Below are 22,646 nucleotides of genomic sequence, written 5' to 3' on the forward strand. Positions count from 1 at the left end.
TCAGACCCGGGCCCGACTGCTGACCCCAACATCATGGCTGTGACACCCCCTTCCTACGGTGGAGGCATGTCACAAGACGGGTTGAGTTTGTTTAGCAGGGCCCTGTGGGGGCCAGACGGTTCTCCGGAAGATGCGGCCACCAAGCGCGATTGGAACGATGTGGCACCCATCCGGCGACCAGAGCCAATCCCGCCACCCCAGATGCTGCTCTCCAACGCCGAGATGCAGGCAATTGCCAGCGGGTACATCCCAATGGACATGAACGACAAGTGGTTTGCCTTCATGGAGGGCGACGGCTTGTTCCTGCATCGCAGCTGGACCGGTCTCGGCATCTACGAGGTCACGTTCGTCGCGAAGGAAACCGGGTTCATGATCACCTCAGCGCGAGTCGAGAGCGATCCAGAGTCCTACAAGCGGGACTCGGCCATCGGAGAGCGCGAACGGCTGCGAGATCTCATCGTGCACGTCTCTGGCGAACCGATGCCGCCGTTGCTGCCGATCTTGATCCAGAGCAAGCCCCAGCTTGAAGCGGTGCTCGGAGACATCACGGCTGAGCGCGTCGACGCCATCGTCAATCCGGCCAGCGCGGACCTGCTCGGAGGAGGCGGAGTTGACCTGGCGATCCATCGCGCTGCTGGCCCGGAACTCCGTTCCTACTGCATGACGTTGGGACCCTGCGAGTTGGGCCGCGCCAAGATCTCGCCCGGCTTCCGTCTGAGCGCTCGATGGGTCATTCACACCGTCGGGCCCCAATGGCGAGGCGGATCCGATGGCGAGCCGGTACTGCTCGAATCGTGCTATCGGGAGTCACTCGCCCAAGCTGACGAGGTCGGCGCCGAGAGCGTTGCCTTTCCTGCAATCGCGACTGGCGCCCACGGGTGCCCGCGGACAGCAGCTGCCGAAATTGCCGTCAACACCGTGCGCTCCACGCCGACGAAGGTTCGTCAGATCCGCTTCGTCTGCTTCGACATGCCCACGCTGAAGGCGTACCAGAGGTTGCTCGGCGAGACGGAATCGGTCCGCTAGGCAAAACCACCTCTGCGAACCGCAGTGGGGACCAGAGGGCCGGCCCGCCTGAAGTCGGCTCGGCGGCCGAGTGCTCAGGTCACCCTGCGCAGGCGGTTGTTCCCGCGCCCTCCGGTAGTCCAGAAACGTAGCCAGGCAATAGTGACCTCGGTGCCATACCTGTAGCCGGGGGGTGCCGGGTCTTTCTTTTCTCTGCCCAGCTCCCGGCAGCGCCGAGGGTCTCAGCAGGGTGGGCTGGCGTCGGCGAGGAGGGTGGCGACCTTCAGCGGGACGCTTGTTTGGGCTGGGTGCATGATCACGCCGGCAAATGGCGTGACCAAGTACGCGACACGTGGCTCAGCGGCGGGGTCGTCGGGCACTGATACCACGGCGAGCCGCCAGCGTTCGGGGTCGTTCTGGGCCCGGCGCACCTGACGAGCGCTGACGTGAATCTCTTCAGTCCGAGGCAAATGGCCCTTGACCTCTATGAAGTAGTGGTCGCCCGTCGCGGGGTCAACTGACATCACGTCGAACCCTGGGTTGTTGTGCGCTTGTTCCTGCGGGATACGTCCCAACTCGCGTTCGGCTGCCAGGACCGCGGCGACTGCTCGCCGGTCGGTTTCCATCTTGTCGGCGACCGCTTCGACGTCGGGTGGCGAACCGGACAGTGCGTCGACCAATCCTTGGGGCACGATCACTGCCGCCGCGACCACGGTCGGCGGGCTGCTGTGCAAGTCGGCCTCGGTGTCGAGCTCGGCACGGCGGCGGGCCATGCGAGTCTCCAGCTCGTCGGCACGCGCCCGGGCACGACCTGAGTTCAGCCTGGGCTTGCCGCCGGCGATTTCCTGCGCCTTGATCTCGTTTGCTCTCCGATCCCAGTAACGGATCTCGGATTCGAGACGCTGGCGCACCGCTTCGCTTACGCGCGCCGCCCGGCCGCGCACTATGGCCGCTACCGATTCGAGGTGCGGGCCAGCGAGATGTTCGATTGCCCAATCGCGGGCGACCGATTCGGCGGCCGGCCCTGCCCACGACGTTTCCAGCCGGTCGGCCAGCAAGCTCTCCTGGTCGCCGGCCGGCGGTGCATAGACCAAGTACGGCTCCGCTCCAGGGTCACGGGCGTTTCCAAGTTCGTCCACCTCCACGTATTGGAACCGACGTGACACGACCTGGCGGGCACCGTTCACGATGCGACCGTCGGTAACAACATGATCCAAGTACACGAGCAGCCGAGGTTCGGTCGACGGATCCGCTGGATCAACCAGGACCGTTCCACGCTGCAGCGACTCGCCCCAGTCGGCGAGCACTTTGGACGCCACCACACTCAACAGCGCGCTGCCGGGAGAGATCAGCTCCGCACGATCACCGGCGGCCCCAGACAAATGGGCAACGGCTTCGGCGTCCGGCAGCACATGGCTCTTGTCGAACGCCACCCGTGCATATCGATCGTGCACCGGTCCGAGAGCCGGGTCGGCACCCAACCGCACCGCTGCAGGTACGCGGGTGACCTCGTACCGGCCGTGTTCGCGGCCGGCGATGCGACCGCCGTACAGCCGTAGTGCCTCGGTGAAGAAGTCGTGCACGAACCACGGCTGCAGTCGGCGAGCGCGGGACTCTTCCATTCGGCGGCGGATTTCGTCGTTGGCGGACGGGTCGGCCAGTCCCGCCACGAGCGCCCGTTCCTCGAGCACTTCGCGGAGCTGCTCACCGATGCCACTGTCGATGACCTTGTCCATCCAAGCGGCATGCGCGGGGTCGGTGTCGGCTCGGATGGCATCGATCAGCAGTTCCCGCAGCGAGACGTTGATCTGGGCATCGCCCAGCACGTCGTACACCTGGTCGCCATACACCTGACGCTGTTGCTCGATCTTGGCGAACAGCCGCTCGAACACCTGGCCTTCCCGGGTCCGGTGCGCGACCAAGTTCCAAAGATGGCAGGGCCGACGCTGGCCGATCCGGTGAATTCGCCCGAAGCGTTGCTCAATGCGGTTCGGGTTCCACGGCAGGTCGTAGTTGACCATCATGTTGGCGACTTGCAGGTTGACGCCCTCGCCGGCGGCATCGGTGGCCACCAGCACCGACACGGTCGGATCGACCCGGAAGCGATCCTGGGTGGTGCGGCGGTCTTGGCGTCTCATGCCGCCGTGGATTGTGACGACCGCTTCGGGTCTGCCCAATTCGGCGGCGATCCGTCCGGCCACGTAGTCGAGCGTGTCACGGTGCTCTGAAAACACGATCAGCTTGCGACGGTCGTCGTCCGCTCCCGAGATGCCGTCGAAGTGTTCAGAGCGCAACAGATCCCGAAGTCGAGTCCACTTCGCATCCACGCCGCTGTTTCGGACCCGATCAGCCAGCTCCACCAGGCCCTTCAGGACGACAACCTCCGCCTCGAGCTCGTCAGCGGTGGCCGCAGCCGAGGCGGCGTCCACAGTGACGTTCTCCAGCTCTTCGAGCTCTGCTTCGTCGAAATCGTCGAAGTCAAAGTCCTCCAAGTCGATGACCCGCACTCCCCGCGGCAGTTCGAGCACCGGAATCGGCTCGCCAGTGGCGGCCAAGCGACGCATCTCGGTGGCCTGTCCGGCCAGACGATCACGGCGCCTGCGCAGCGACTCGTAGATCGCTGCCGGTGAGGACGCCAGCCGTCGTTGCAGCCCCGCAAGTGCGAACCCGACGATCACGCCACGCTGGCGGTCGCCTTCCTCTCGCATCCGGGCGGCGCGGTTCATCTCTTCGCGGACGTAGGTGGTGACCGCCTCGTAGAGCTCTGCCTCCGGCTCTGACAGGTCGAATTGCAGGCTGTGGGCGTGACGCTTGGTGAACAGCGGCTTGCCCTCGAACGTCCGCAAATTCTCCTTGACCAGACGGCGCATGACGTCGCTGACATCGGGAACCTCAGCGGCTCCCCCGCTGCCGTTGGTGGCGCGCAGCCGTCCCTCGAATCGCTCGGGGTCGATGAGCGTCATGAAGGCCAAGAAGTCCTCGTTCTTGCCGTTATGGGGAGTTGCCGTCAGCAGGAGGAAGTGGCGGGCACAGTCACGCAACACCTCGCCGACGATGAAGCGCTTTGTGCGGCGCAGCTCGTCGCCATAGCGGTGCGCGGACATCTTGTGCGCCTCATCGACGACTACGAGATCCCACTCCGAAGCGCCCAGACGCGCAACCAGATCTTCCGAGCGGGCGATTTGGTCGATGCGGGCGATGAGCAGGTTCCGTTCGACGAAGGGATTGCCGGTGCGTGACGCCTCGACGGTCTCACGTGACATCAGATCGAAGCTCAAGCCGAACTTGTCCCACAACTCGTCCTGCCACTGCTCGACGAGGCTGCCCGGCGCCACGATGAGGCACCGAGTGACGTCGCCACGCAGCATCAGCTCACGAATGAGCAGACCGGACATGATCGTCTTGCCCGCGCCCGGGTCGTCAGCGAGGAGAAATCGAAGCGGCTTCTGAGTGAGCAGGCGGTTGTAGACGGCTTCGATCTGGTGCGGGTAGGGCTCAATGTTCGACGTATCGACCGCGGCGAATGGGTCGGCGAGGTGGGCCATCTGCATTCGCCGGGCTTCAGACGCCAGCTTGAACATGGCACCGTCAGCGTCGAAGGTCCAGGTGCTCTGCGAAGCCGGGCGAATCTCGGCGAGATCGGTCTCTGTGATGAGCCGTTCGCCGAGACGGTTCTCCGCCGTGCGATACGTGAGCGTCGCCGAACCTGGGCCGTGAATGTCGACGGCAACAACAGTGACATCTGTTCCCGCCACCACGCCAGCGAGTCGCATCCCGGCAGCCAAGTCGCTGAGTTCCATCACCATGCCGTCGCCAAACCGCTGTGTCGCCACGTCTGAACCCAAGCGGGCCGGTCGTCAGGCTCAGCCGCAGGGTACGCCCACAACGCGCCCGGCTCTGCCTTCAAGGTCGCTGGCAGCGGTAGCTTTTGACCCCATGGGAAGCAGTGAGGGCGAAGACCGGGCAACGCTGGCGGTCACGGGCGATACCGAGGCCGACCAGCTGCTGCTCGACGACCCGTTTGCGCTGCTGCTGGCGATGATGCTGGACCAGCAGATCCCCATGGAGTGGGCGTTCAAGGGCCCCGCCCGGCTGGCAGAGCGGCTGGGCGATCAGTTCTCGGTTGCCGCCATCGCAGCGATGGACCCCGACGAGCTGGAGGCTGCGTTCAAGGAGAAGCCGGCGCTGCACCGCTTCCCCGGATCGATGGCCCGCCGCTGCGGTGAGCTGTCCCGCCACATCGTCGAGCACTACGACGGCGATGCCGGTGCCATATGGGCCGACGTGCGCAGCGGCAAGGCGCTGTACGACCGGCTGCGCGCCCTGCCCGGCTACGGCGACGAGAAAGCCAAGATCTTCGTGGCCATCCTGGCGAAGCGTTTCGGGGTCGCTCCCCGGGGCTGGAAGGCCGTCGCCGGTCCGTTCGCCGACCGCCAGCCTCGCTCGGTGGCTGACATCGACGGCCCCGACGCTCTCACCGAGGTCCGTGCCTGGAAGAAGAACCAGAAGGCCGCGGGCAAGTCCAAACAGGACTGAGCGACCCGCACAAACGCGGATCCCGCTCAGCAATCGGACGCATCGTGCATGAATATCGCGCTCGAGCATCCGCCGGCACGGTCCGGGACTATTCCACTTCTGTGACACGCAGCGTCCGACCCCTCTCTGATCTGCGGCGCCCACCGAGCTGACCGCGGGCGGTCGGGTCGCCACATTGCGTCCAGGTGACATGTCGATGTCACTGCCGAAATAGGCGGAACGCGGTCCTGCGTTCCGGCGTCGAGGGACCAAGTCAAGAGGCGACGCTGTGCCTGCTGGCGGCGGCCTGCACGGCAACCGACGACGCAGACGACACAACTGCGAACGAGACGGAGACTGAGTCCACCGACCGCGCCACGCCCGTGACGGCAAGTTCATCCAGCAGGGCGGATGAACAGATGGACGAGGCGGACGACGACCAAGAGCAGTCTTCGCTCGGCGGTGCTGCTTCGGCAGAAGACGTCGAGGTGGCCGTGGCTGGCGGGTCCGACGACATGGCCGAGGAAGAAATGTCAGACGACGCCTCGTCGAGTCAGTCCTCGAGCGGAAGCCGCACTCAGAGCGATCCGTCGGAGTCAGCAGAGCCGGAGCCGGAGCCCTACGAACCGAACCAGCGGCGGCGCCACGCCGAACCCGACAACTTCGTCGACTACGGCATCAACCCGTTCGTCGACACTGCTGACGACCCGTTCTCGACGTTGGCGCTTGACGTGGACACGGCCTCGTACACCATCGCCCGCAACTTCCTCGACGGCGGCCAGATGCCGCCCTTCGAAGCAGTCCGGGTCGAAGAGTTCGTCAACTACTTCGACGGCGGATACGACGATGAGATCGACGAGTTCACCATCAGCGTGGAGGCCGCGCCCTCGCCGTTCGCTGACCCGGCGATCTGCTGCCGCGAGTCGGCGTGCAGGCACCTCACGTGGTGTCGGACGCCCTGCGGCCCGACAGCGTGATCCTGGTGCTCGACAGCTCGGGCTCCATGAATGAGGAAATCGGCACCAGCGACGACAGGACCCGCCCCATCGAATTGGTCTACGACGCCGTCGATCTGCTTGTGGGAGGGCTGGAATCCGATACCCGGGTGGGTGTCGTGGCCTACGCGAACAATGCCCGCACCGTCGACCGGCCGGCCGCCGTCGGCAGGTACTACGACGACCTGATCCGCCGCATCCAGCGAGACGTGCGGCCCAACGGCAGCACCAACATCGCAGCCGGCCTCGTCAACGGCTACCGCATGGCCGAGAGCGAAGCCGCCGCGCGACGCAATGTGCTGGTGCTGTAGTTCTCCGACGGCGTCGCAAACGTCGGCGCTACCGAGACCGACCGGATTCTTCGCCAACTCGGCGAGCGCTCCGACATCAGCCTGACCACCATCGGCGTCGGACTCGGCCCGTTCAACGACGAGTTGATGGAGCAGTTGGTCAACCGCGCCGACGGCTCATACCACTACCTCGACGATCACGACGAGGCGTGGCGCCTGCTCGGCGGCGACGTGAACTCGTTCATCTCTGTTGCCGCACGTGACGCCAAGGTCCAGGTGATCTTCAACCCCGACGCCGTGGCCGCATACCGGCTGCTGGGCTTTGAGAACCGGGACGTGGCCGACCGCGATTTCCGCAACGATGCTGACGATGCCGGCGAGGTCGCCATCTCGGGGAGCGCCACGGCGCTGTATGAGTTGACGCTGGTCAATCCCGACAGCGCGGGCCGGCGCACCAACGACGTGCTCGCAAAGGTGACACTGCGCTACCAGCGGCCCGCCAGCGAGGCCGTCACCGAGGTGTCCACGACGATCAGGGAACGGGATCCGCACCGCAGCTTCGGCGACGCCGAGCGCCACTTCCGGCTGGCCGCAGTGGCCGCCGAGTTTGCAGAGGTTCTCCGCCAGAGCTGGTTCGTCGAGGACACGTCCATGCGCACCCTGCGCACGCAGGCAGAAGCGCTGACGCGGGACTTCCGCGGCGACGCCGACGTGACCGAACTGGCTCGGCTCATCACAGCCGCCCAGCGCTTGCAATAGGCCAAGCCGGGCCGGGCGCCTCGTTCGTCCGCCCCGGTTCCGGCTATGCCCCGGTGACGCTCCGCCGTTCAGGAGCGATCACCGGGGTATTGACGCGCCACGGGCGAATGCGGTACGGGTGCGCTAGCCCTGATTATTCACGAGCCGGGCGGACTGGGCTGTCGGGGTCCGCGGAAAAGCCCCTCTGACCTGCAACGATGCATGTCCGCGAAGAACGCATCTGGCAGTTCAGGGGGGCATCTCCGAGGTGAAACTTAGCAGTGTCACAAACGCGCGTCTGGCAGGCGGCGGGGACCGTGTGGTGTGGGGCGTCGGGCTGTTCGCTTTGGGCGGGTTCGCGGACCGTGTCGGGCTGACCGAGGCGCTGTCGGCCGCGGTGCCCCCACGCGGCGAGCGGGCCCCGGTTCATGACCGGGGCCGGGTGCTGGTCCATGGGCTGTTGATGCTGGCCGGCGGCGGTGAGGCGTGCACCGACATCGAGCATCTGCGTGCTCAGCGGGAGCTGTTCGGCGACGTCGCGTCGGACTCGACGCTGTACCGCACCGTCACGGGCCTGGGCGAAGGCGGCGCCGCGGCGCTTTTGGGCGCGGCCGCAGCGGTGCGCGAGCCGTTGTGGGCCGATCATGACCGCAGCGGGCCGCTGGTGGTCGACATCGACTCGACGCTGGTGGAGGTCCATTCGGAGAACAAGGCGGGAGCTGCGCCGCATTACAAGGGCGGGTTCGGGTTCCATCCGATGGTGTGCTCCACTGCGGACGGGGAGCCTCTGTGGATCAAGCAGCGGCCCGGCAACGCCGCCGCGAACGACATCGCCGATCACCTCGAGGTGATCGACGCCGCTGTGGCGACGCTGCCCGAGCCCGACGCCGTGGGTCACCGCGAAGGCGACGGCGAAAGTCTCGTGGGGCGTCCGCTTGTGGTGCGCATCGACGCCGCGGGCTGCTCGCCCAGACTCGCCGCAAAGCTGCGGGACCGCAACATCGGCTATGCGGTGTCAGCGCGGTCGGCTCCGGGCGTCGAAGCAGCGATCCGCTGCGGCCTGGGCGACCCGGACCGCTGGCACAACGTTCCGAAGCGGCCCGGCCAGCGCAAGCGGCGCGGTGCTCAGGTCGCGGACCTCACCGACCTCGCGGACCTGTCGGGCTGGCCCGAGCGCACCCGGCTGGTGGTGCGCCGCGAGCCGCGCCACCCCGGCGCGCAGCGCAGCCTGTTCCCCAGCGAGAACTTCCGCTACTGGGGATTCCTCACCGACCAGCCCCGCAGCGCCGTGCAACTGGACAAGCTGATGCGCTCACACGCCGACATCGAGAACGCCGTGTGCCGGCTCAAAGACAGCGGCCTGACGCGCATGCCGTTCACCGACTGGCACGCGAACAGCGCCTGGGCCGCCATGTGCATCATCGGCCTCGCGCTCGTCGGCTGGTTCCAGAACGCCTGCCTCACCGGAGCGCTGCGCCGCGCAGCCCCCAAACGGCTCCGCTGGCAGCTATGGCACCTGCCCGCCCTGATGTGCCACAGCGCACGGCGCGTCCTTTTGCGCCTGCCCGAACAGCACCCCGGCGCCAAAGCGCTCCTCGCCATCGCCCACCCCCGCTGACCCCCCAGCCAACCGGTCCCGCGCGACGCCTGCCCCCGGCGGGACAGCCCCGCCACGCACCCACACCCACCCGACACCGCCTGAGCACCAACACCGAGGCCACCGGCTCCGCCGCGACGCTCCCGTCGGCGCCCCAACAGCCCCACACCACCAAACCAGACGAAAAGCACACCGAAAATACGATCAGCAGCATTCTCGTGAATAATCAGGGCTAGTGCTGTGTCCGCAAACGTTCGTCGGGTTGGTGTCCGCGTGGCGGGGTGTGGTTTGTGGTTTGGTCGGGGGTATGAGTGAACGTGTTCGGGTCCGTCGGTTGACCCATGAAGAAGGCCAGGCGTTGCAGCGGATCGTGCGTCGCGGCGCCGGCAAGTCGCCGGGGTCTCATGTGCGATGGCGGCGTGGGGTGGTGGTCCATGCGTCGGCGGGCGGGAACTCGGTGGCGGTGATCGCGCAGTTGGCGGCGACGTCGCCTGATCGGGTGCGCGAGATGATCCACAGGTTCAACGAGTCGGGGATGGCGTCGTTGGACCCTCAGTGGGCGGGTGGCCGTCCCCGCCGGATCACGACTGACGATGATGCGTTCATCGTCGAGACGGCCCGCACCCGCCCAAAGAAGCTGGCGCAGCCGTTCACGCGGTGGAGCGTCCGCAAGCTCGCGGCGTATCTGGCCGACAACCCGACCCGGGTGGTGCGCGTCGGCCGGCAGCGGCTGCACGAGATCCTCACCGAGTCAGGCATCACGTTCGGGCGCACCAAGACCTGGAAGGAGTCCAACGACCCGCAGCGGGACGCGAAGCTGGACCGCATCGAGCATGTGACCGACAAGGCCCCGGACCGGGTGTTCGCGTTCGACGAGTTCGGGCCGCTGGCCATTCGCCCGACCGGCGGGGCGTGCTGGGCGCCGCGGTCGCGTCCCCAGCGGCTGCGCGCGAACTACAACAAGCTCCACGGCGTGCGCCAGTTCCACGGCTGCTACAGCGTCGGCGACGACGAGCTGTGGGGCGTCGTGCGGCACCGCAAGTCCGCAGCCAACACCCTCGCAGCGCTCAAGACCATCCGCGCCCGGCGCCCCGACGGCGAGCGGGTCTATGTGATCTTGGACAACCTGTCCGCCCACAACCGCACCGACATCGCCAAATGGGCCAAGCGCAACAAAGTCGAGCTGTGCTTCACCCCGACCTACAGCTCATGGGCGAACCCCATCGAAGCGCACTTCGGGCCGCTGCGCGAGTTCGTGCTCAACAACTCCGACCACCCCAACCACACCGTGCTCACCCGCGCGCTGCACGCCCACCTGCGCTGGCGCAACGCCAACAAACGCTCACCCGAACTGCTCGCAGCCCAACGACGCGAACGAGCCAGAACCCGAGCCGAAAAACAACACCGCTGGGGCAGACCCACCAAAGCAGCCGCATGACCAAAGCGCGCAAACGTTTGCGGACACAGCACTAGCTCCCCAAGCGTTCGGCGGCTTGCTCGCGCAAATCGGTCTTGAGCACCTTGTTGGACGGATTCAGCGGCAGCGAGTCCACGATCCAGAAATGCCGGGGCACCTTGTAGTTGGCCATCTGTTCGCGGCACCACGCACGCACTGCATCTGGCTCTGGCACGCCGGCTGGTGACGGCACCACGAACGCTGCTCCCACCTCGCCGAGGCGCTCGTCCGCCACGCCGATGACCGCCACCTGACCGATCTGGGGATGCTCGGCCATCACCTTTTCGATCTCGGCGGGATACACGTTGAAGCCCCCGTTGATGAACATGTCCTTCTTGCGGTCGGTGACGTCGATGTAGCCCTGCTCGTCCATCACGCAGATGTCGCCCGTGTGCAGCCAGCCGTTTTCGTCAATTGCTTCGGCGGTGGCGACGGGATCATCGAGATATCCCTGCATGACGTTGTACCCGCGCACCAAGATCTCGCCCGGCTGCCCGATGGGCAGGTCCCGGCCCTCGTCGTCGACGATGCGCAGCTCGACGCCGCCAAGTGCCCGGCCGCTCGTGGTGGCTACCAGCTCGGGTGGATCGTCCGAGGCGCAGATCGCCGCCAAGCCGTGCGTCTCGGTCATGCCGTATCCCGTGAGCACGGTCTCAAAACCGAGCCGCTCGCGCATCGCCACCACCGTCTCGACTGGGATGGCCGCAGCCCCCGTGAGCGACGAGCGCAGGCTGGAGGTGTCGTAGTCGTCGAGGCCCGCATAGTTGATGAGCGACTGGAAGATGGCCGGCGGCCCCGGCAGGATCGTGATCTTGTCGTCCTGGACGCGCTGCAGCACCGATTCGACGTCGAACACCGGATGGGGGTGAATGGTGGCGCCGTGCATGATGCACGGCGTGATCCCTGCGGAGAATCCGAACGCGTGGAAGAACGGGTTCACCACCAGCATCCGATCGCCCTGGCGCATTCCCAGTTCGGCGGCGTACTGAGCGAAGTTCCGCAGGACCGGCCCTTGGTGCACCAGCACGCCCCTCGGCAGGCCTGTCGTGCCGGAGGTGAACATGACCAAGCCGAGGTCCACCCCGGAGGCCGCGGCGCTTCGCCGCGCTGCCTCGTCGGCGGCCTCCGGTGTCGCCCGCGCCGCGAATTCGGCGTAGGAGATCGTGCCCGCCGGCGCATCGCCTCGCAACACGACGGTGTCGGCCAGCGATTCGACAACGTGACCTCCGTCGGCGGCTTCGTTGAGGTCCTTCACGTAGTCGTAGCCAAGGAAACCGGCCACGGTGAACAGCACCTTGATCTTGGCCTTGTCCAGCACGTAGGCGGCCTCGCGCCCCTTGAAGCGGGTGTTCACCGGCACAAGCACCCCGCCAGCACGCAGCGTTCCCATCGACGCGATCACCCATTCCCAGGCGTTCGGCGCCCACAGCCCCACGGTGTCGCCAGGTTCGAGTCCCGACGCCACCAGCGCCGCTGCGCATACGTCTGACAGCCGGGCGATGTCCGCGAAGCTCAATGAGACGTCGCCGTCCCGGATCGCCTCGGATTCGCCGAACAGTTCCGCCGCCCGGTCGACGAGATCGGGAAAGTTGTCGGGAATCGTGTCAGACATGGCGGACATTCTCGCGGCTTACCGCAGCGTCTCGCAGGACGGCGCCGTGCGCCCTCACGCGGTGATTCGGGCCAGCGCTTCGGCGTGGATGAAGTGGAAGTAGCCGTCGGGATTGTCGGCCCACGCCCGCCAGCCTGCGGAAATCCGGCCCATCTCGGCTTCGGTCGCGTAGCCGTACTCCACTGCCTGCCGAGCGAAGCTGGTGGTGAGACAACGATCAGCCCACGAGTGGCCCCAGTTGCTGCGCGCCTCGGGCGTCCAGAACTGCCACACGGATGCGGACATCACTACGTCGCCCAAGCCAGCCTCTCGGAACCAGGAGAACAGGTGCCGACCGGCGTCGGGCTCGGCGCCGTTGTGGCGGCACACCTGCCGATACAGTTCACGCCACCGGGTGATCTCGGTGCTCGACGGGTAGCCGCGCATCGTGGAGTAGTCGGAGTCGCGCACTGCCAAGTGCCCGCCGGGCCGTACCACGCGCGCCATCTCGGCGATCGCCGCGACCGGATCGGACAGGTGCTGGGTGATTTGGTGCGCGTACGCGACATCGAAAGTGTCGTCGTCGTAAGGCAGCTCATAGACGGAGGCCTCGGCGAGCGTCACGTTGTCGACTCCGGCTTCGGCAACAGTGGCCGCGGCGGTTGCGAGGATGTCGCCGCCGGGTTCGATGCCCGTCACGTGGCCCTTGTGGGCCCAGCCCGCCAGGCCCACCGTGATCGACGCCGGACCGCAGCCGACGTCGAGAATCTGCGCATCGGGCTTGATCACGGGGCGCGCGAAGGCCGCGCAGTCCTCCGCTGTGCGCCGCGCATGCTGTGCCACCACTGACGGCTGGTGGCCATGCGTATAGATGTCGGGCGTATAGACGTCAGGGGTACCGCTGCTCATCGGGCGCAGGGTAATGACCAAGTCACAGCGCGTCGGTAGCCTCGCCCGCCATGGCTGGATCGATCCTGGGCAATGAAGTTCGACGCACCGAGGACCCGGAACTGCTGACGGTCGGAGGCAGGTATGTCTACGACCACGACGCCGCCGGCATGTGCCACGCGGTGTTCGTCCGCTCCCCCGTTGCGCACGGACGCATCGAGGGCATCGACACCGGTGCGGCCGCGAGTGCTCCCGGTGTGATTGCAGTGTTCACCGCCGACTCGCTCGGTGTGGCACCGCACCATGGATTCGTCAAAGTGGCCGATGAGTTCGCCCGGGCACCGCTGGCGACCGGCAAAGTGCGCTTCGTGGGCGAAGCCGTCGCTGTCGTCGTGGCCGAGACGCTCCCCCAAGCCACGGACGCCGCCGAGTTGGTCGAGGTTGACTACACACCGCTCCCTGCGTCACCTGACGCCGAGACGGCGCTGTCCTCAGGTGCCGCCGCGATCTTCGACGAGCGACCGAACAACGTCGCAACCGAGATCACCGACCCGCCCGGCATCGATCCGTTGGCGGGCGCTGACCGCATCGTGCGCGGACGCTACGTGAATCAGAAAATCGCGGCGGTGCCATTGGAGCCGAACTCGTGCGCGGCCGTGCCCACCGACGACGGTCGCATGACCATCTACTGCGCCACGCAGATGCCCCACCTCACCAAGATGCAGCTCGCCGGGGCACTGGGCTGGGAGCCACAGCGACTGCGCGTCATCGCCCCGCACGTCGGAGGCGGTTTCGGTGCCAAGGCCGGCCTCTACCACGAGCACACGGTGGTGGCTGCGCTGGCAGACCGCCTGGATCGCCCCGTGACGTGGACACCGGGCCGCAGTGAGGACATGACCACGCTCGCGCACAGCCGTGCGCAGGTTCAGTACGCCGAGCTGGGCGTGCGAGATGACGGAACATTCACCGGGCTGCGGGTTCGGCTGGTGGGCGACACCGGTGCCTACCCCAACATCGGCACGATGCTGCCCGCAGGCACCAAGCGCATGTCGAACGGGACATATGAGTTTCCGGCCATCCGTTTCGACGTCGTCACAGCGGTCACCAACACGACGCCGACCGGCGCGTACCGCGGCGCCGGACGTCCTGAGGCAGCAGCGCTGCTGGAACGGCTAGTGGACCAGGCTGCGCTCGAGACGGGGATCGACCCGATCGAGCTCCGCATGCGGAACTTCATCTCACCTGATGCGTTTCCCTTCGACACGCTCACCGGCGTCCAGTACGACAGCGGCGACTATGCGCTTGCGCTGCGGCGGGCCCTTGAGCTGGCGGGATACGACGAGCTGCGTTCCGAGCAGGCGGCACGGCGCGAGCGGGGCGATGTCCGCCAGCTCGGTATCGGCATCGCCAGCTTCGTCGAGATCACGGCCGGAGGACTTACCTCGGAATTCGCCGCTGTGCGCATCGAATCCGATGGCGGTGCCACGATTCGCGTCGGCACCAGCGCCCACGGCCAAGGGCACCACACGACATTCGCCCAGATCGTGTCCGCCCGCACCGGCATCGACGTTGAGCGGATCGGTTTCGTCCAGTCCGACACCGATCTCGTTCCCCGAGGTGGCGGTACCGGCGGATCCCGCTCGGTGCAGGTGGGCGGCTCCGCCGTCTCCAACGCCACCGACGTGCTCGTCGAGCGGGCACAGCGACTTGCAGCTCACCTTCTCGAAGCCAGCGTCGCGGACATCGTTCTTGACACGGCCGAGGGAACATTCAGCGTGGCCGGTGTGCCGGCTCGTTCGGTCAACTGGACGGATCTGGCCGCAGCAGTGACGCAAGCCCCGGGTGGTCTCCTGGGCGACCCGACCGATGCTGAGACCACAGCCGTCAAGCGCGGTGAGCCGATCGATCCGGGCCTCGCAGCCCAACTCGACTTCGACCAAGGCGAGGCCAGCTTCCCGTTCGGCGCGCACGTCGCCGTCGTCGAGGTGGATACCGACACTGGTGAAGTCCACTACCTGCGCCACATCGCAGTCGATGACGCCGGCACGGTCATCAATCCGCTGCTGCTGGCGGGCCAACAGCACGGCGGCATCGCCCAAGGGGCGGCACAGACCCTGTACGAGGAAGTGGTCTTCGACGAAGACGGCAATCCCCAGACCGGCACGCTGTTGACTTACCTGTTCCCATCCGCAGCCGAGTTTCCGAGCTTCGAGGTGCACAGCACCCAGACCCCGTCGCCGCTCAACCCGCTCGGCGCGAAGGGCATCGGCGAGGCAAGCACGATCGGCTCGACACCCGCCCTGCAGAACGCAGTCATCGACGCGATCGCGCACCTCGGAGTGCGGCACATCGACATGCCGATGAGCCCACAACGCGTCTGGGAGACAATCGCGGCAGCGCGAGCGGGGACGCTGCCCGACCCGTGGCAGGAGCCTCTCGCGATCTTCGCCGCATTGGCCGCCGGAACCGAAGTCGACGCCGAAGGACTTGCTGCCGCCGAGAGCATCTGAATGGGCGGGCGATGCCGCAGGGGTGTGAGACAATTCCGCCTACGACGCAGAGGGTTCGTCGCGATCTGAGGACACCATCGAATGCCTGATGTATTCATTACATGCGCTGTGACCGGAGCGGGCAACACGGTCGGCAAGTCCGACAAGGTGCCCTATGTGCCTGCCGACATCGCCCGCAACGTGATCGAGGCCGCCCAGGCAGGCGCAGCCATCTGCCATATCCACGTGCGCGACCCGATCACCGGTGACCCAGGCCGCGATACCGAGTGCTACCGGGAAGTGGTCGAGCGGGTGCGCGCATCGAGCACCGATGTCGTGGTCAACCTCACCGCAGGGATGGGCGGCGACTTCGTCATCGGATCGGTCGAGCAGCCGCTGCCGCCGGACGCGGCAGGCACCGACTTGGTGGGCGCGACCGAACGCCTGACGCACGTGCGAGAGCTGCTGCCGGAGATCTGCACCCTCGACTGCGGGACGATGAATTTCGGCGAGGGCAACTACGTCGCCACCAACACCCACGACACGCTGATGGAAATGGCGCGTCAAGTCCAACAGCTCGGCGTTCGACCCGAGATCGAAGCATTCGACACAGGCCAGCTGTGGGAGGCCAAATCGCTCGTCGACATCGGAGTCATCGAAGCCCCCGTCATGGTGCAGCTGTGCATGGGCGTGCGCTGGGGCGCGCCGCCGGACCTGAACACGTTCATGGCAATGGTCAACAACGTCCCCGACGACTGGACGTTCTCAGCGTTCGCGCTCGGCCGAGACCAGCTTCCCTACGTCGCCCTGGCGGCAATTGCCGGCGGCAACGCCCGGGTCGGGCTCGAGGACAATCTCTTCCTCGACCGCGGCCAGATGGCCTCCAACGCCGAATTGACGGCTCGTGCCAAGCAGATCCTCGAGTCGATGAACTACCGGGTGATGGGCCCCCAAGAGGTCCGCGACATGCTCGAGCTGAAGCAGCGCTGACCGGCCCTCTTCCTCGACGAGCCCGATTCCTCGATAAACACTATTCCTCGATAAGAACGGCAAACTCTGGGCAGTTGGCAGCCGCGAGACGGGCCTTGTCCTCGAGTCCCTCGGGAACCTCGCCGTCACCGATCTCGGTGGCGTAGCCGTAGTCGTCGACGTCGAACAATTCCGGCGCGAGCGAGTAGCACCGGTTGTGACCTTGGCACTTGTCGGCATCCACCTTGATGCGCACGAGCATTCCCTCCTGTGGCCGTCGGGGCCTGAAGCTGTCCCGTCGGCAGGCACCGTACCCCGACGTGCAAGAAGCTAGCGCGGCTGTGCCCGTAGCTTTCCGGGCCCGATGGCTCCTGACACTGCGCCGCCGTCGCGGTTCATCTCCCTGCGCCGATGCGCACGTCCTACTCTTGCGGTGTCCGAGCCGTCGGCGCATGCCTGCGCGACCGCCGATATCCGCACGACAGCATTTCGAGGAGACGCAATGTCCGACGCCCTAGCCCGCCTCGCAGCATTGCGCGCCAGCCGCGCCGGCGCGAAGGACAGCTCAACGGCCGCTGACGTCACCGAGGACCCCACCAAGGTCTGGCACAAGACCGCCTGCGTGCTGTGTTCGAACAACTGCGGCATCGAGGTGCGCCTTGACGGACGCAAGATCACTCGCGTCCGTGGCGACAAAGACCACCCCGCCTCGAAGGGCTACACCTGCGAGAAGGCCCTGCGGATCGACTATTACCAGAACGGTCGCGACCGCCTCACTGCGCCGATGCGCCGGCACCCCGACGGCACGTTCGAGGAGGTCTCCTGGGACACTGCCATCGCGGACGTTGCGGAGAAACTGACATCGATCCGCGACGCCGTCGGCGGCGACAAGATCCTGTACTACGGCGGCGGCGGGCAGGGCAATCACTTCCCGGGTGCGTACGCCCGCGGCGTGATGCAAACGCTGGGCGTCAAGTACCGCTCAAACGCACTAGCGCAGGAAAAGACCGGCATGTTCTGGGCGCAAGGCAAGATGTTCGGCAAGCAGAACCTCGGTGCGATGGGCGATTTCGAGCACACCGACTGTGCGGTCTTCATCGGAAAGAACCCCTGGCAGAGCCACGGCTTCCCTGAGTCTCGAAACGAGCTGAACAAGATCCGCAACGACGACGAGCGAACGCTCATCGTCATGGATCCTCGAATCTCCGAGACGGCCGCTATGGCCGATCACCACCTGCGCGTTCGCCCCGGCACAGATGCATGGGCGCTCGCCGCACTGCTGACGATCATGATCGAAGAAGGCCTCACCGACGAACGGTTCCTAGCAGATCACTGCACCGGATGGAACGAGCTGCGCCAGCTCATCTCGGGCACTGACATCGTCGAGTGCGCACGCAAGTGCGGCATCGACGAGGCCGAGCTGCGTGCCGCGGGCCGAACGATGGGCACCGCCCGGTCGCTGTCCACCGAAGAGGACCTCGGCATCGAGATGGCCCCCCACTCGACGCTCAACAGCTGGCTGCAGCGTTTGCTCTACCTCGTGACCGGCAATTTCGCGAAGGAGGGAGGCATGAACCTGCCATTGCGTCTCGCGCCCATGTGCGGTCACTCCGGCGAGGGCGAGGTCGACCCGGTGACCGGCAGCGCAATGCTCTCGGGCCTGTTGGCCTGCGCAGCCATTCCGGACTGCATCGACACCGACCATCCGAACCGTTTTCGCGCCCTGTTCGTGGAATCGGCGAATCCGCTGCACACGCTGCCCGATTCGAAGCGCTTCCGTGAGGCTTTCGAGAAGCTGGAATTCCTGGTGGTCATCGATGTGGCCATGACCGAGACGGCCCGTGCGGCGGACTATGTGCTGCCGGCTTGCTCCCAGTACGAGAAGCCCGAGGCGACCTTCTTTGCCGGCGAGATGCCGTCCAACTATTTCCAGGTGCGCCACCCGATCCTCGAGCCACTGGGCGACTCGCTTCCCGAGCCGGAGATCCACCGGCGCCTCGTCACCGCGATGGGCGGACGTCCCGACGGCACCGACGGCCTCGCGCAAGCGGCCCAGCAGGGGCGCGAGGCGTTCATCGAGGCGCTCGGGCAGGCTTCGGCCACCGATCCCGACGTGGGCCGCCAAGCTGCCCGTGGTGCTCTACGAAGCTCTCGGTCCGACGCTGGGCAACATGGCACCGGCCGCGATCATGTTCGGCGCTTCCATGCAGGCCTCGATGCGATATCCGGACCAAGTGCGAGCGGCCGGCATCGAAGGCGAAGGCTTGGAACTGGCGAACAACCTGTTCGACAAGCTGATCAACTCGCCGTCCGGGATGATCTACAGCGTCAGCGAGTACTCCGAGACGTGGGACCGCATCGCGCATCCCGACGGCAAGATCCACCTGTACATCGACGAGCTGGCCGATGAGTACCGCTCGCTCGCCGACGAAGAGCCGGCCACTGGGCATGATCGATTCCCATTCGTGCTCTCAGCCGGCGAACGCCGCTCGTCCAACGCCAACGACGTGATCCGCGATCCCGATTGGCGCAAGCGGGACCGCGACGGTTCACTGCGCATCCATCCCGACGACGCCACGTCATTGGGCCTCGTGGACGGCAGCCGGGTCAAGATCACCTCCAAGCGCGGCGAAGCCGAAGCACCCGCCGAGGTCACCGACACCGTCATGGCTGGACATGTGACCCTTCCGCACGGCTTCGGCACCGAATACCCCGACGAGACCGGCGAACACAAGATCAGCGGTGTTCGCAGTGAACGAGCTCACCGACATCGAGGACCGCGACTGGCTCTCGCTGACCCCGCACCACAAGCACGTCCGCGTCACCCTGGAGGCGATCCCCGGCTGACCCCGATTCTGCCGCCAAGAGCACCGCTGGCACAAAGTGCGTCGGCTAGCCGGTGTCGTCGCCGAACAGAAGCCGAATATCGCGGCCCCACTGCAAACCTGCCAGTTCGGTCATCTCGCGCATGTAGCGCTGCAGGTCTCTGCTTGAGGCATGTACCATTAGCCACCAGTCTTGATGCCCCGGGATCTGCTGGTAGTACCGCTTGTGCTCGTCTCGCAAGGACGAGAGCGGCGACCTCGCGACGCGAGGTTTCTTCATACCCGGTCTGGTGAACCTCGCTAGGCGGTCCAAGAATCCGGGATCGTGGCGCTGCAGTTCGCCCGCGAGAAGATGAATCGCTCGCCTCGCGGTGGTCGTTTGGTGGACCGCACCGCCGATCACGATGCCGTTCAGCTTTTGACCATCCTTCGGCTCCCCTGTGCCCTTGTTCAGTGCGACGCTGCCGGACTTCGAAGTTGCCTTCGGCATCTGGGCAGCTGTGGGTGTTGATGCGAACGAGGAGTCTCCAAGCTGCCCGCGCCACTTGGATATCGATGCCTTCATGCCCGATGTCAAGTTCGCTGGCGCGGCCTGCAGCCATGTGATCGCATCGGTGTACTGTTTCGGCGGTTTCACCGGTGGGTTGCGTCCATCGACCTGTTCCGCGAGGAACGAATCGACGTCTTCGGCCCATGGGCGTGACCCACTCTGTTCCTCCACTCGATCGATCAGCAGTTCGCGGAGCAGGTCGTCGCGTTCCTTCAAGAGTGACGTCCAACCCGAAGCGAGTCCCCGCTTGCCCTTGAGACGGTTATTCACTTCCGCAAGTCGCTGCTGCGCTGCGAAATTGGCCTGCTGAGACAAGACCGCATCTCGCTGCAGGAATCTCGTGAAGTCCTCCGCAATCGGGGAAATGTCGCTGCTCTGCGTCAGTTCGATGTGGCCGAACCGCCGCTCATGGGGCGCTCCCGCGGCCATGCTGAGGTACAGATCCCACGTGTCACCGTCGGTCAGAACCAGCATCGGAACACCTTGCTTCGCCGCGTAATCGAAGATCTGCTCTTCCGCCTTCGGGCTGAGGTTGCCTTGTTTCTTTGCCTCGACAAAGACCAGCGGGGTTCCGGCGTGGCCCAATAGGGCGTCGTCGACCCTGCCATTGGGGACCGGCATCTCCGGAATCCACTGCTTCGGATCAGTCGCATCCCAGTCGAGGGCTTTCAGAATCGGCCCGATGACCGCCAACCTCACGTGAGCTTCGCTGTGGAGGTCACCTGACCGGAGCGTGTCTCGCGCCGTTCGGAGAACCTTTTCAAGGTCGTGCCCACTCATCGGAGATCCAGTTCGCCACGCACGACAAAGGGTGTGAGCGGGCCTCTCACGTTCGCAAGTGCGACTTGCAGCCTCACCGACTTCCTCCCTGCATCCACACCACAGCGCTGCGGCAGCAAAGATCGTAGATCACGACTCATGTAGCGCGGCCATGTTGTTCACGATCGTCACTTTGGCATTCGATACGGCAGAAGCACGCAAGAAAGCTTGTGACGCACTTGCCGTGACGAATTCGAAACTCCGGGCGCTCGCAGTCCCATTTCGTTGACGGCAACAGCGGCGGTTCCGATCAGGTCACACGCAGCGCGTTCATTCGCGTGGAGGGCCGGATGCGACGGCGAAGCTGGTGGGGGCGGTTCGGTGCAGGCGGCTCTTGCTGTCGTGGAGTTGGCCGTGGCAGCGGCAGCACAGCAGGGCGAGATTCTCGATGTCGGTGCGGCCGCGCGCTGGGGCTTGCCAGGGAATGATGTGGTGGGCTTCGCACCAGCTGGGCGCGGCCTCGCAGAGCACGCAGTGGCGGTCACGTGCAACCAAGGCACGCCATTGGGCGTCGGTGACGGTGCGGACTTTGCGACCGTGCCACAGCGGCTGGCCGTCGCCGCCGAAGACGACGCCGAAAATGTCCGCGCCGCAGGCGAGGCCCTCGAGCACGTGGGAAGGGATAGGCCCGGTGCCGGGGATCTGGCAGCTAGCCCACTCGTCACCGAGCACCGCGCGGGTGTCCGCGACGATCACCACCTGGTTGCGTCGCCGCAGCGATCCGTCGCACGGCAGCGTCGGCGGGTTGGGAGATGCCGTCGTTCGGTCGCCGATCGGCAGGCATGCGCTCTCAGACGAACCCGAGGACCCGGCGTCGGCAGGCAGTGCGGTGAGGTGGTCGGGTGCGAGCGGCGGCAACGGCGCGGGACTCGGGTGGCCCCATCGCTCGGCGGCAAAGACGGCGTCGCGCTGGTCGACCTCGGCGTAGCAGCGGCGGACAGCAGCGTGGTTATCGGCGCCGACCAGGGCCGCGAGCGCGTCGACGCGGCACTGGGTGTAGGTACGCGGCTCGGGTGCGTCCGATCGCGTGTCAGCCCGACCGGCCTCAGCGAAGCGTTGTGCGATGTCGTCGATGATCGCCTTGAACGCCGCTGCGGTCGCCGGGTCCATCGAAGCAGTGGCTGTGGTCAGACCCTCAGCGGTCTGGCTGATCCGCAGCCCCCGCAAGGCTCGCTGGCGGTGGAATTCCTCATCGGGCGTGAGACCTTTGCGCAGCTCACGGACCCAGTCGTTGACAGCGCGGCGGGTGCATTCCACATTCGACGAGGAGGCAATCCCCAGCAGTCGCGACACGTTGTTCACTGCCTCGGTACCGGCGAGGTCCGCTGCACCCGTGAGCACGTCGGCATGTTCGGCAGTGATGTTCCCCTCACTCAGCGCTGCTTCAACCGCGGGCATCTGCGCCAACACTGCAGCGCGCACGGCGGCGCGCTTGGCCGCAGCCCCAGAACAACCTGACAGCCGGCGCAACACCGCAGCCGAACCATCGCCGAAATCTCCCAGCCGGTCAATCTCGGCCGAACCGTGCCTCGCACGCATCCAAAGCAGCACGTACCCCGACCATCGCGCTCAGACCCGCTTCCAAGTCATCGCGCGACAACCCGAACGCCTCAGCGCAACAGATCACCTCAGCAGCCTCGATCAACAGCTCCGCAGGACCCAAGTGCACACCGGCAGCGTCGAGATCGGCCGGCGACTCGAACGGGAACACACCTGGCCTCCCGGCGCTGATTTGCTCGCTATCGCGAATCTTGCTCATCATTGTCATCCCTTTTAGATATTTTTCAGAGTATATCAGCAAGATAGAACAAACGTACGCATCTGAATGAATTTTCTCGCTGCACCGCCGGGCGACGGGATCTGCCTCGCAACACGAACCCCTCACGAATCCGAGGATTCGCGCGTACACCGCCCTCAAG

The 22,646-nt window shown here is 66.0% G+C and carries 16 protein-coding genes and 1 pseudogene; 10 read left to right on the forward strand and 7 right to left on the reverse strand.

Features of this window, described 5'->3' with window-relative positions; all coding sequences use genetic code 11:
* The first annotated feature begins 66 nt into the window (after positions 1 to 66).
* Entirely contained in the window at positions 67 to 1,026 is a 960-nt protein-coding gene (locus ACQY5K_RS03320; RefSeq protein ID WP_428120042.1) for a macro domain-containing protein, read from the forward strand.
* Between the two features lie 221 nt (positions 1,027 to 1,247).
* Here the strand turns inward: ACQY5K_RS03320 and ACQY5K_RS03325 are convergent, their stop codons facing one another.
* Positions 1,248 to 4,838, reverse strand: coding sequence for a helicase-related protein (locus ACQY5K_RS03325; protein ID WP_428120044.1), 3,591 nt, complete (start codon positions 4,836 to 4,838; stop codon positions 1,248 to 1,250).
* A gap of 103 nt (positions 4,839 to 4,941) precedes the next feature.
* On the opposite strand from ACQY5K_RS03325, the gene ACQY5K_RS03330 reads away from it, so the two are divergent.
* From ACQY5K_RS03330 to ACQY5K_RS03355, 6 genes are all read left to right on the forward strand, one after another.
* Positions 4,942 to 5,541: an HhH-GPD-type base excision DNA repair protein gene (locus tag ACQY5K_RS03330; protein ID WP_428120046.1), complete on the forward strand. Its 600-nt coding sequence runs from the start codon at positions 4,942 to 4,944 to the stop codon at positions 5,539 to 5,541.
* 398 nt (positions 5,542 to 5,939) lie between these two features.
* Positions 5,940 to 6,497 (forward strand): VWA domain-containing protein, encoded by a 558-nt coding sequence (locus ACQY5K_RS03335; RefSeq protein ID WP_428120048.1) that lies wholly within the window; start codon positions 5,940 to 5,942, stop codon positions 6,495 to 6,497.
* Positions 6,464 to 6,826 (forward strand): VWA domain-containing protein, encoded by a 363-nt coding sequence (locus ACQY5K_RS03340; RefSeq protein WP_428120050.1) that lies wholly within the window; start codon positions 6,464 to 6,466, stop codon positions 6,824 to 6,826. Before ACQY5K_RS03335 ends, ACQY5K_RS03340 begins: the two co-directional genes overlap by 34 nt.
* 126 nt (positions 6,827 to 6,952) lie before the next feature.
* A complete protein-coding gene (locus tag ACQY5K_RS03345) occupies positions 6,953 to 7,564 on the forward strand; it encodes a YfbK domain-containing protein (protein WP_428120052.1) in 612 nt (203 codons plus the stop codon).
* A 247-nt stretch (positions 7,565 to 7,811) separates the two neighbouring features.
* Complete coding sequence (locus ACQY5K_RS03350; protein WP_428120054.1) at positions 7,812 to 9,161, forward strand: IS1380 family transposase; 1,350 nt, start codon at positions 7,812 to 7,814, stop codon at positions 9,159 to 9,161.
* Positions 9,162 to 9,447: 286 nt separating this feature from the next.
* Complete coding sequence (locus ACQY5K_RS03355) at positions 9,448 to 10,578, forward strand: IS630 family transposase (RefSeq protein ID WP_428120056.1); 1,131 nt, start codon at positions 9,448 to 9,450, stop codon at positions 10,576 to 10,578.
* Between the two features lie 31 nt (positions 10,579 to 10,609).
* Here the strand turns inward: ACQY5K_RS03355 and ACQY5K_RS03360 are convergent, their stop codons facing one another.
* On the reverse strand, positions 10,610 to 12,208 hold the full coding sequence (locus ACQY5K_RS03360) for an AMP-binding protein (protein ID WP_428120058.1): 1,599 nt from the start codon (positions 12,206 to 12,208) through the stop codon (positions 10,610 to 10,612).
* A gap of 54 nt (positions 12,209 to 12,262) precedes the next feature.
* On the reverse strand, positions 12,263 to 13,096 hold the full coding sequence (locus ACQY5K_RS03365; RefSeq protein WP_428120060.1) for a methyltransferase domain-containing protein: 834 nt from the start codon (positions 13,094 to 13,096) through the stop codon (positions 12,263 to 12,265).
* A 50-nt stretch (positions 13,097 to 13,146) separates the two neighbouring features.
* Between ACQY5K_RS03365 and ACQY5K_RS03370 the strand changes: the two genes are divergently transcribed.
* Positions 13,147 to 15,585, forward strand: a complete 2,439-nt coding sequence (locus tag ACQY5K_RS03370; protein ID WP_428120062.1) for a xanthine dehydrogenase family protein molybdopterin-binding subunit — start codon at positions 13,147 to 13,149, stop codon at positions 15,583 to 15,585.
* 81 nt (positions 15,586 to 15,666) lie between these two features.
* The gene (locus ACQY5K_RS03375) at positions 15,667 to 16,554 is read left to right on the forward strand and encodes a 3-keto-5-aminohexanoate cleavage protein (RefSeq protein ID WP_428120064.1); all 888 of its coding nucleotides are present in this window, start codon (positions 15,667 to 15,669) and stop codon (positions 16,552 to 16,554) included.
* Between the two features lie 40 nt (positions 16,555 to 16,594).
* Here the strand turns inward: ACQY5K_RS03375 and ACQY5K_RS03380 are convergent, their stop codons facing one another.
* Positions 16,595 to 16,795 carry a ferredoxin gene (locus tag ACQY5K_RS03380; protein WP_419920376.1) on the reverse strand — a complete coding sequence of 67 codons (201 nt, stop codon included), beginning with the start codon at positions 16,793 to 16,795 and terminating at the stop codon, positions 16,595 to 16,597.
* 240 nt (positions 16,796 to 17,035) lie between these two features.
* Here ACQY5K_RS03380 and ACQY5K_RS03385 point away from each other — a divergent pair.
* Positions 17,036 to 19,380: pseudogene (locus ACQY5K_RS03385) on the forward strand (molybdopterin-dependent oxidoreductase).
* A 45-nt stretch (positions 19,381 to 19,425) separates the two neighbouring features.
* On the opposite strand, the gene ACQY5K_RS03390 reads toward ACQY5K_RS03385, so the two are convergent.
* The 3 genes from ACQY5K_RS03390 to ACQY5K_RS03400 all read right to left on the reverse strand — a co-directional run bounded on the left by ACQY5K_RS03390 (position 19,426) and on the right by ACQY5K_RS03400 (position 22,489).
* Positions 19,426 to 20,601 carry a hypothetical protein gene (locus ACQY5K_RS03390; RefSeq protein ID WP_428120066.1) on the reverse strand — a complete coding sequence of 392 codons (1,176 nt, stop codon included), beginning with the start codon at positions 20,599 to 20,601 and terminating at the stop codon, positions 19,426 to 19,428.
* Between the two features lie 396 nt (positions 20,602 to 20,997).
* Positions 20,998 to 22,266: a DUF222 domain-containing protein gene (locus tag ACQY5K_RS03395; RefSeq protein ID WP_428120068.1), complete on the reverse strand. Its 1,269-nt coding sequence runs from the start codon at positions 22,264 to 22,266 to the stop codon at positions 20,998 to 21,000.
* Complete coding sequence (locus tag ACQY5K_RS03400; RefSeq protein ID WP_428120070.1) at positions 22,235 to 22,489, reverse strand: hypothetical protein; 255 nt, start codon at positions 22,487 to 22,489, stop codon at positions 22,235 to 22,237. The genes ACQY5K_RS03395 and ACQY5K_RS03400 overlap by 32 nt, the downstream gene beginning before the upstream one ends.
* Positions 22,490 to 22,646 lie beyond the last annotated feature (157 nt).

The sequence above is a fragment of the Candidatus Poriferisodalis sp. genome (assembly GCF_965262965.1).
Lineage (GTDB): Bacteria > Actinomycetota > Acidimicrobiia > Acidimicrobiales > Poriferisodalaceae > Poriferisodalis.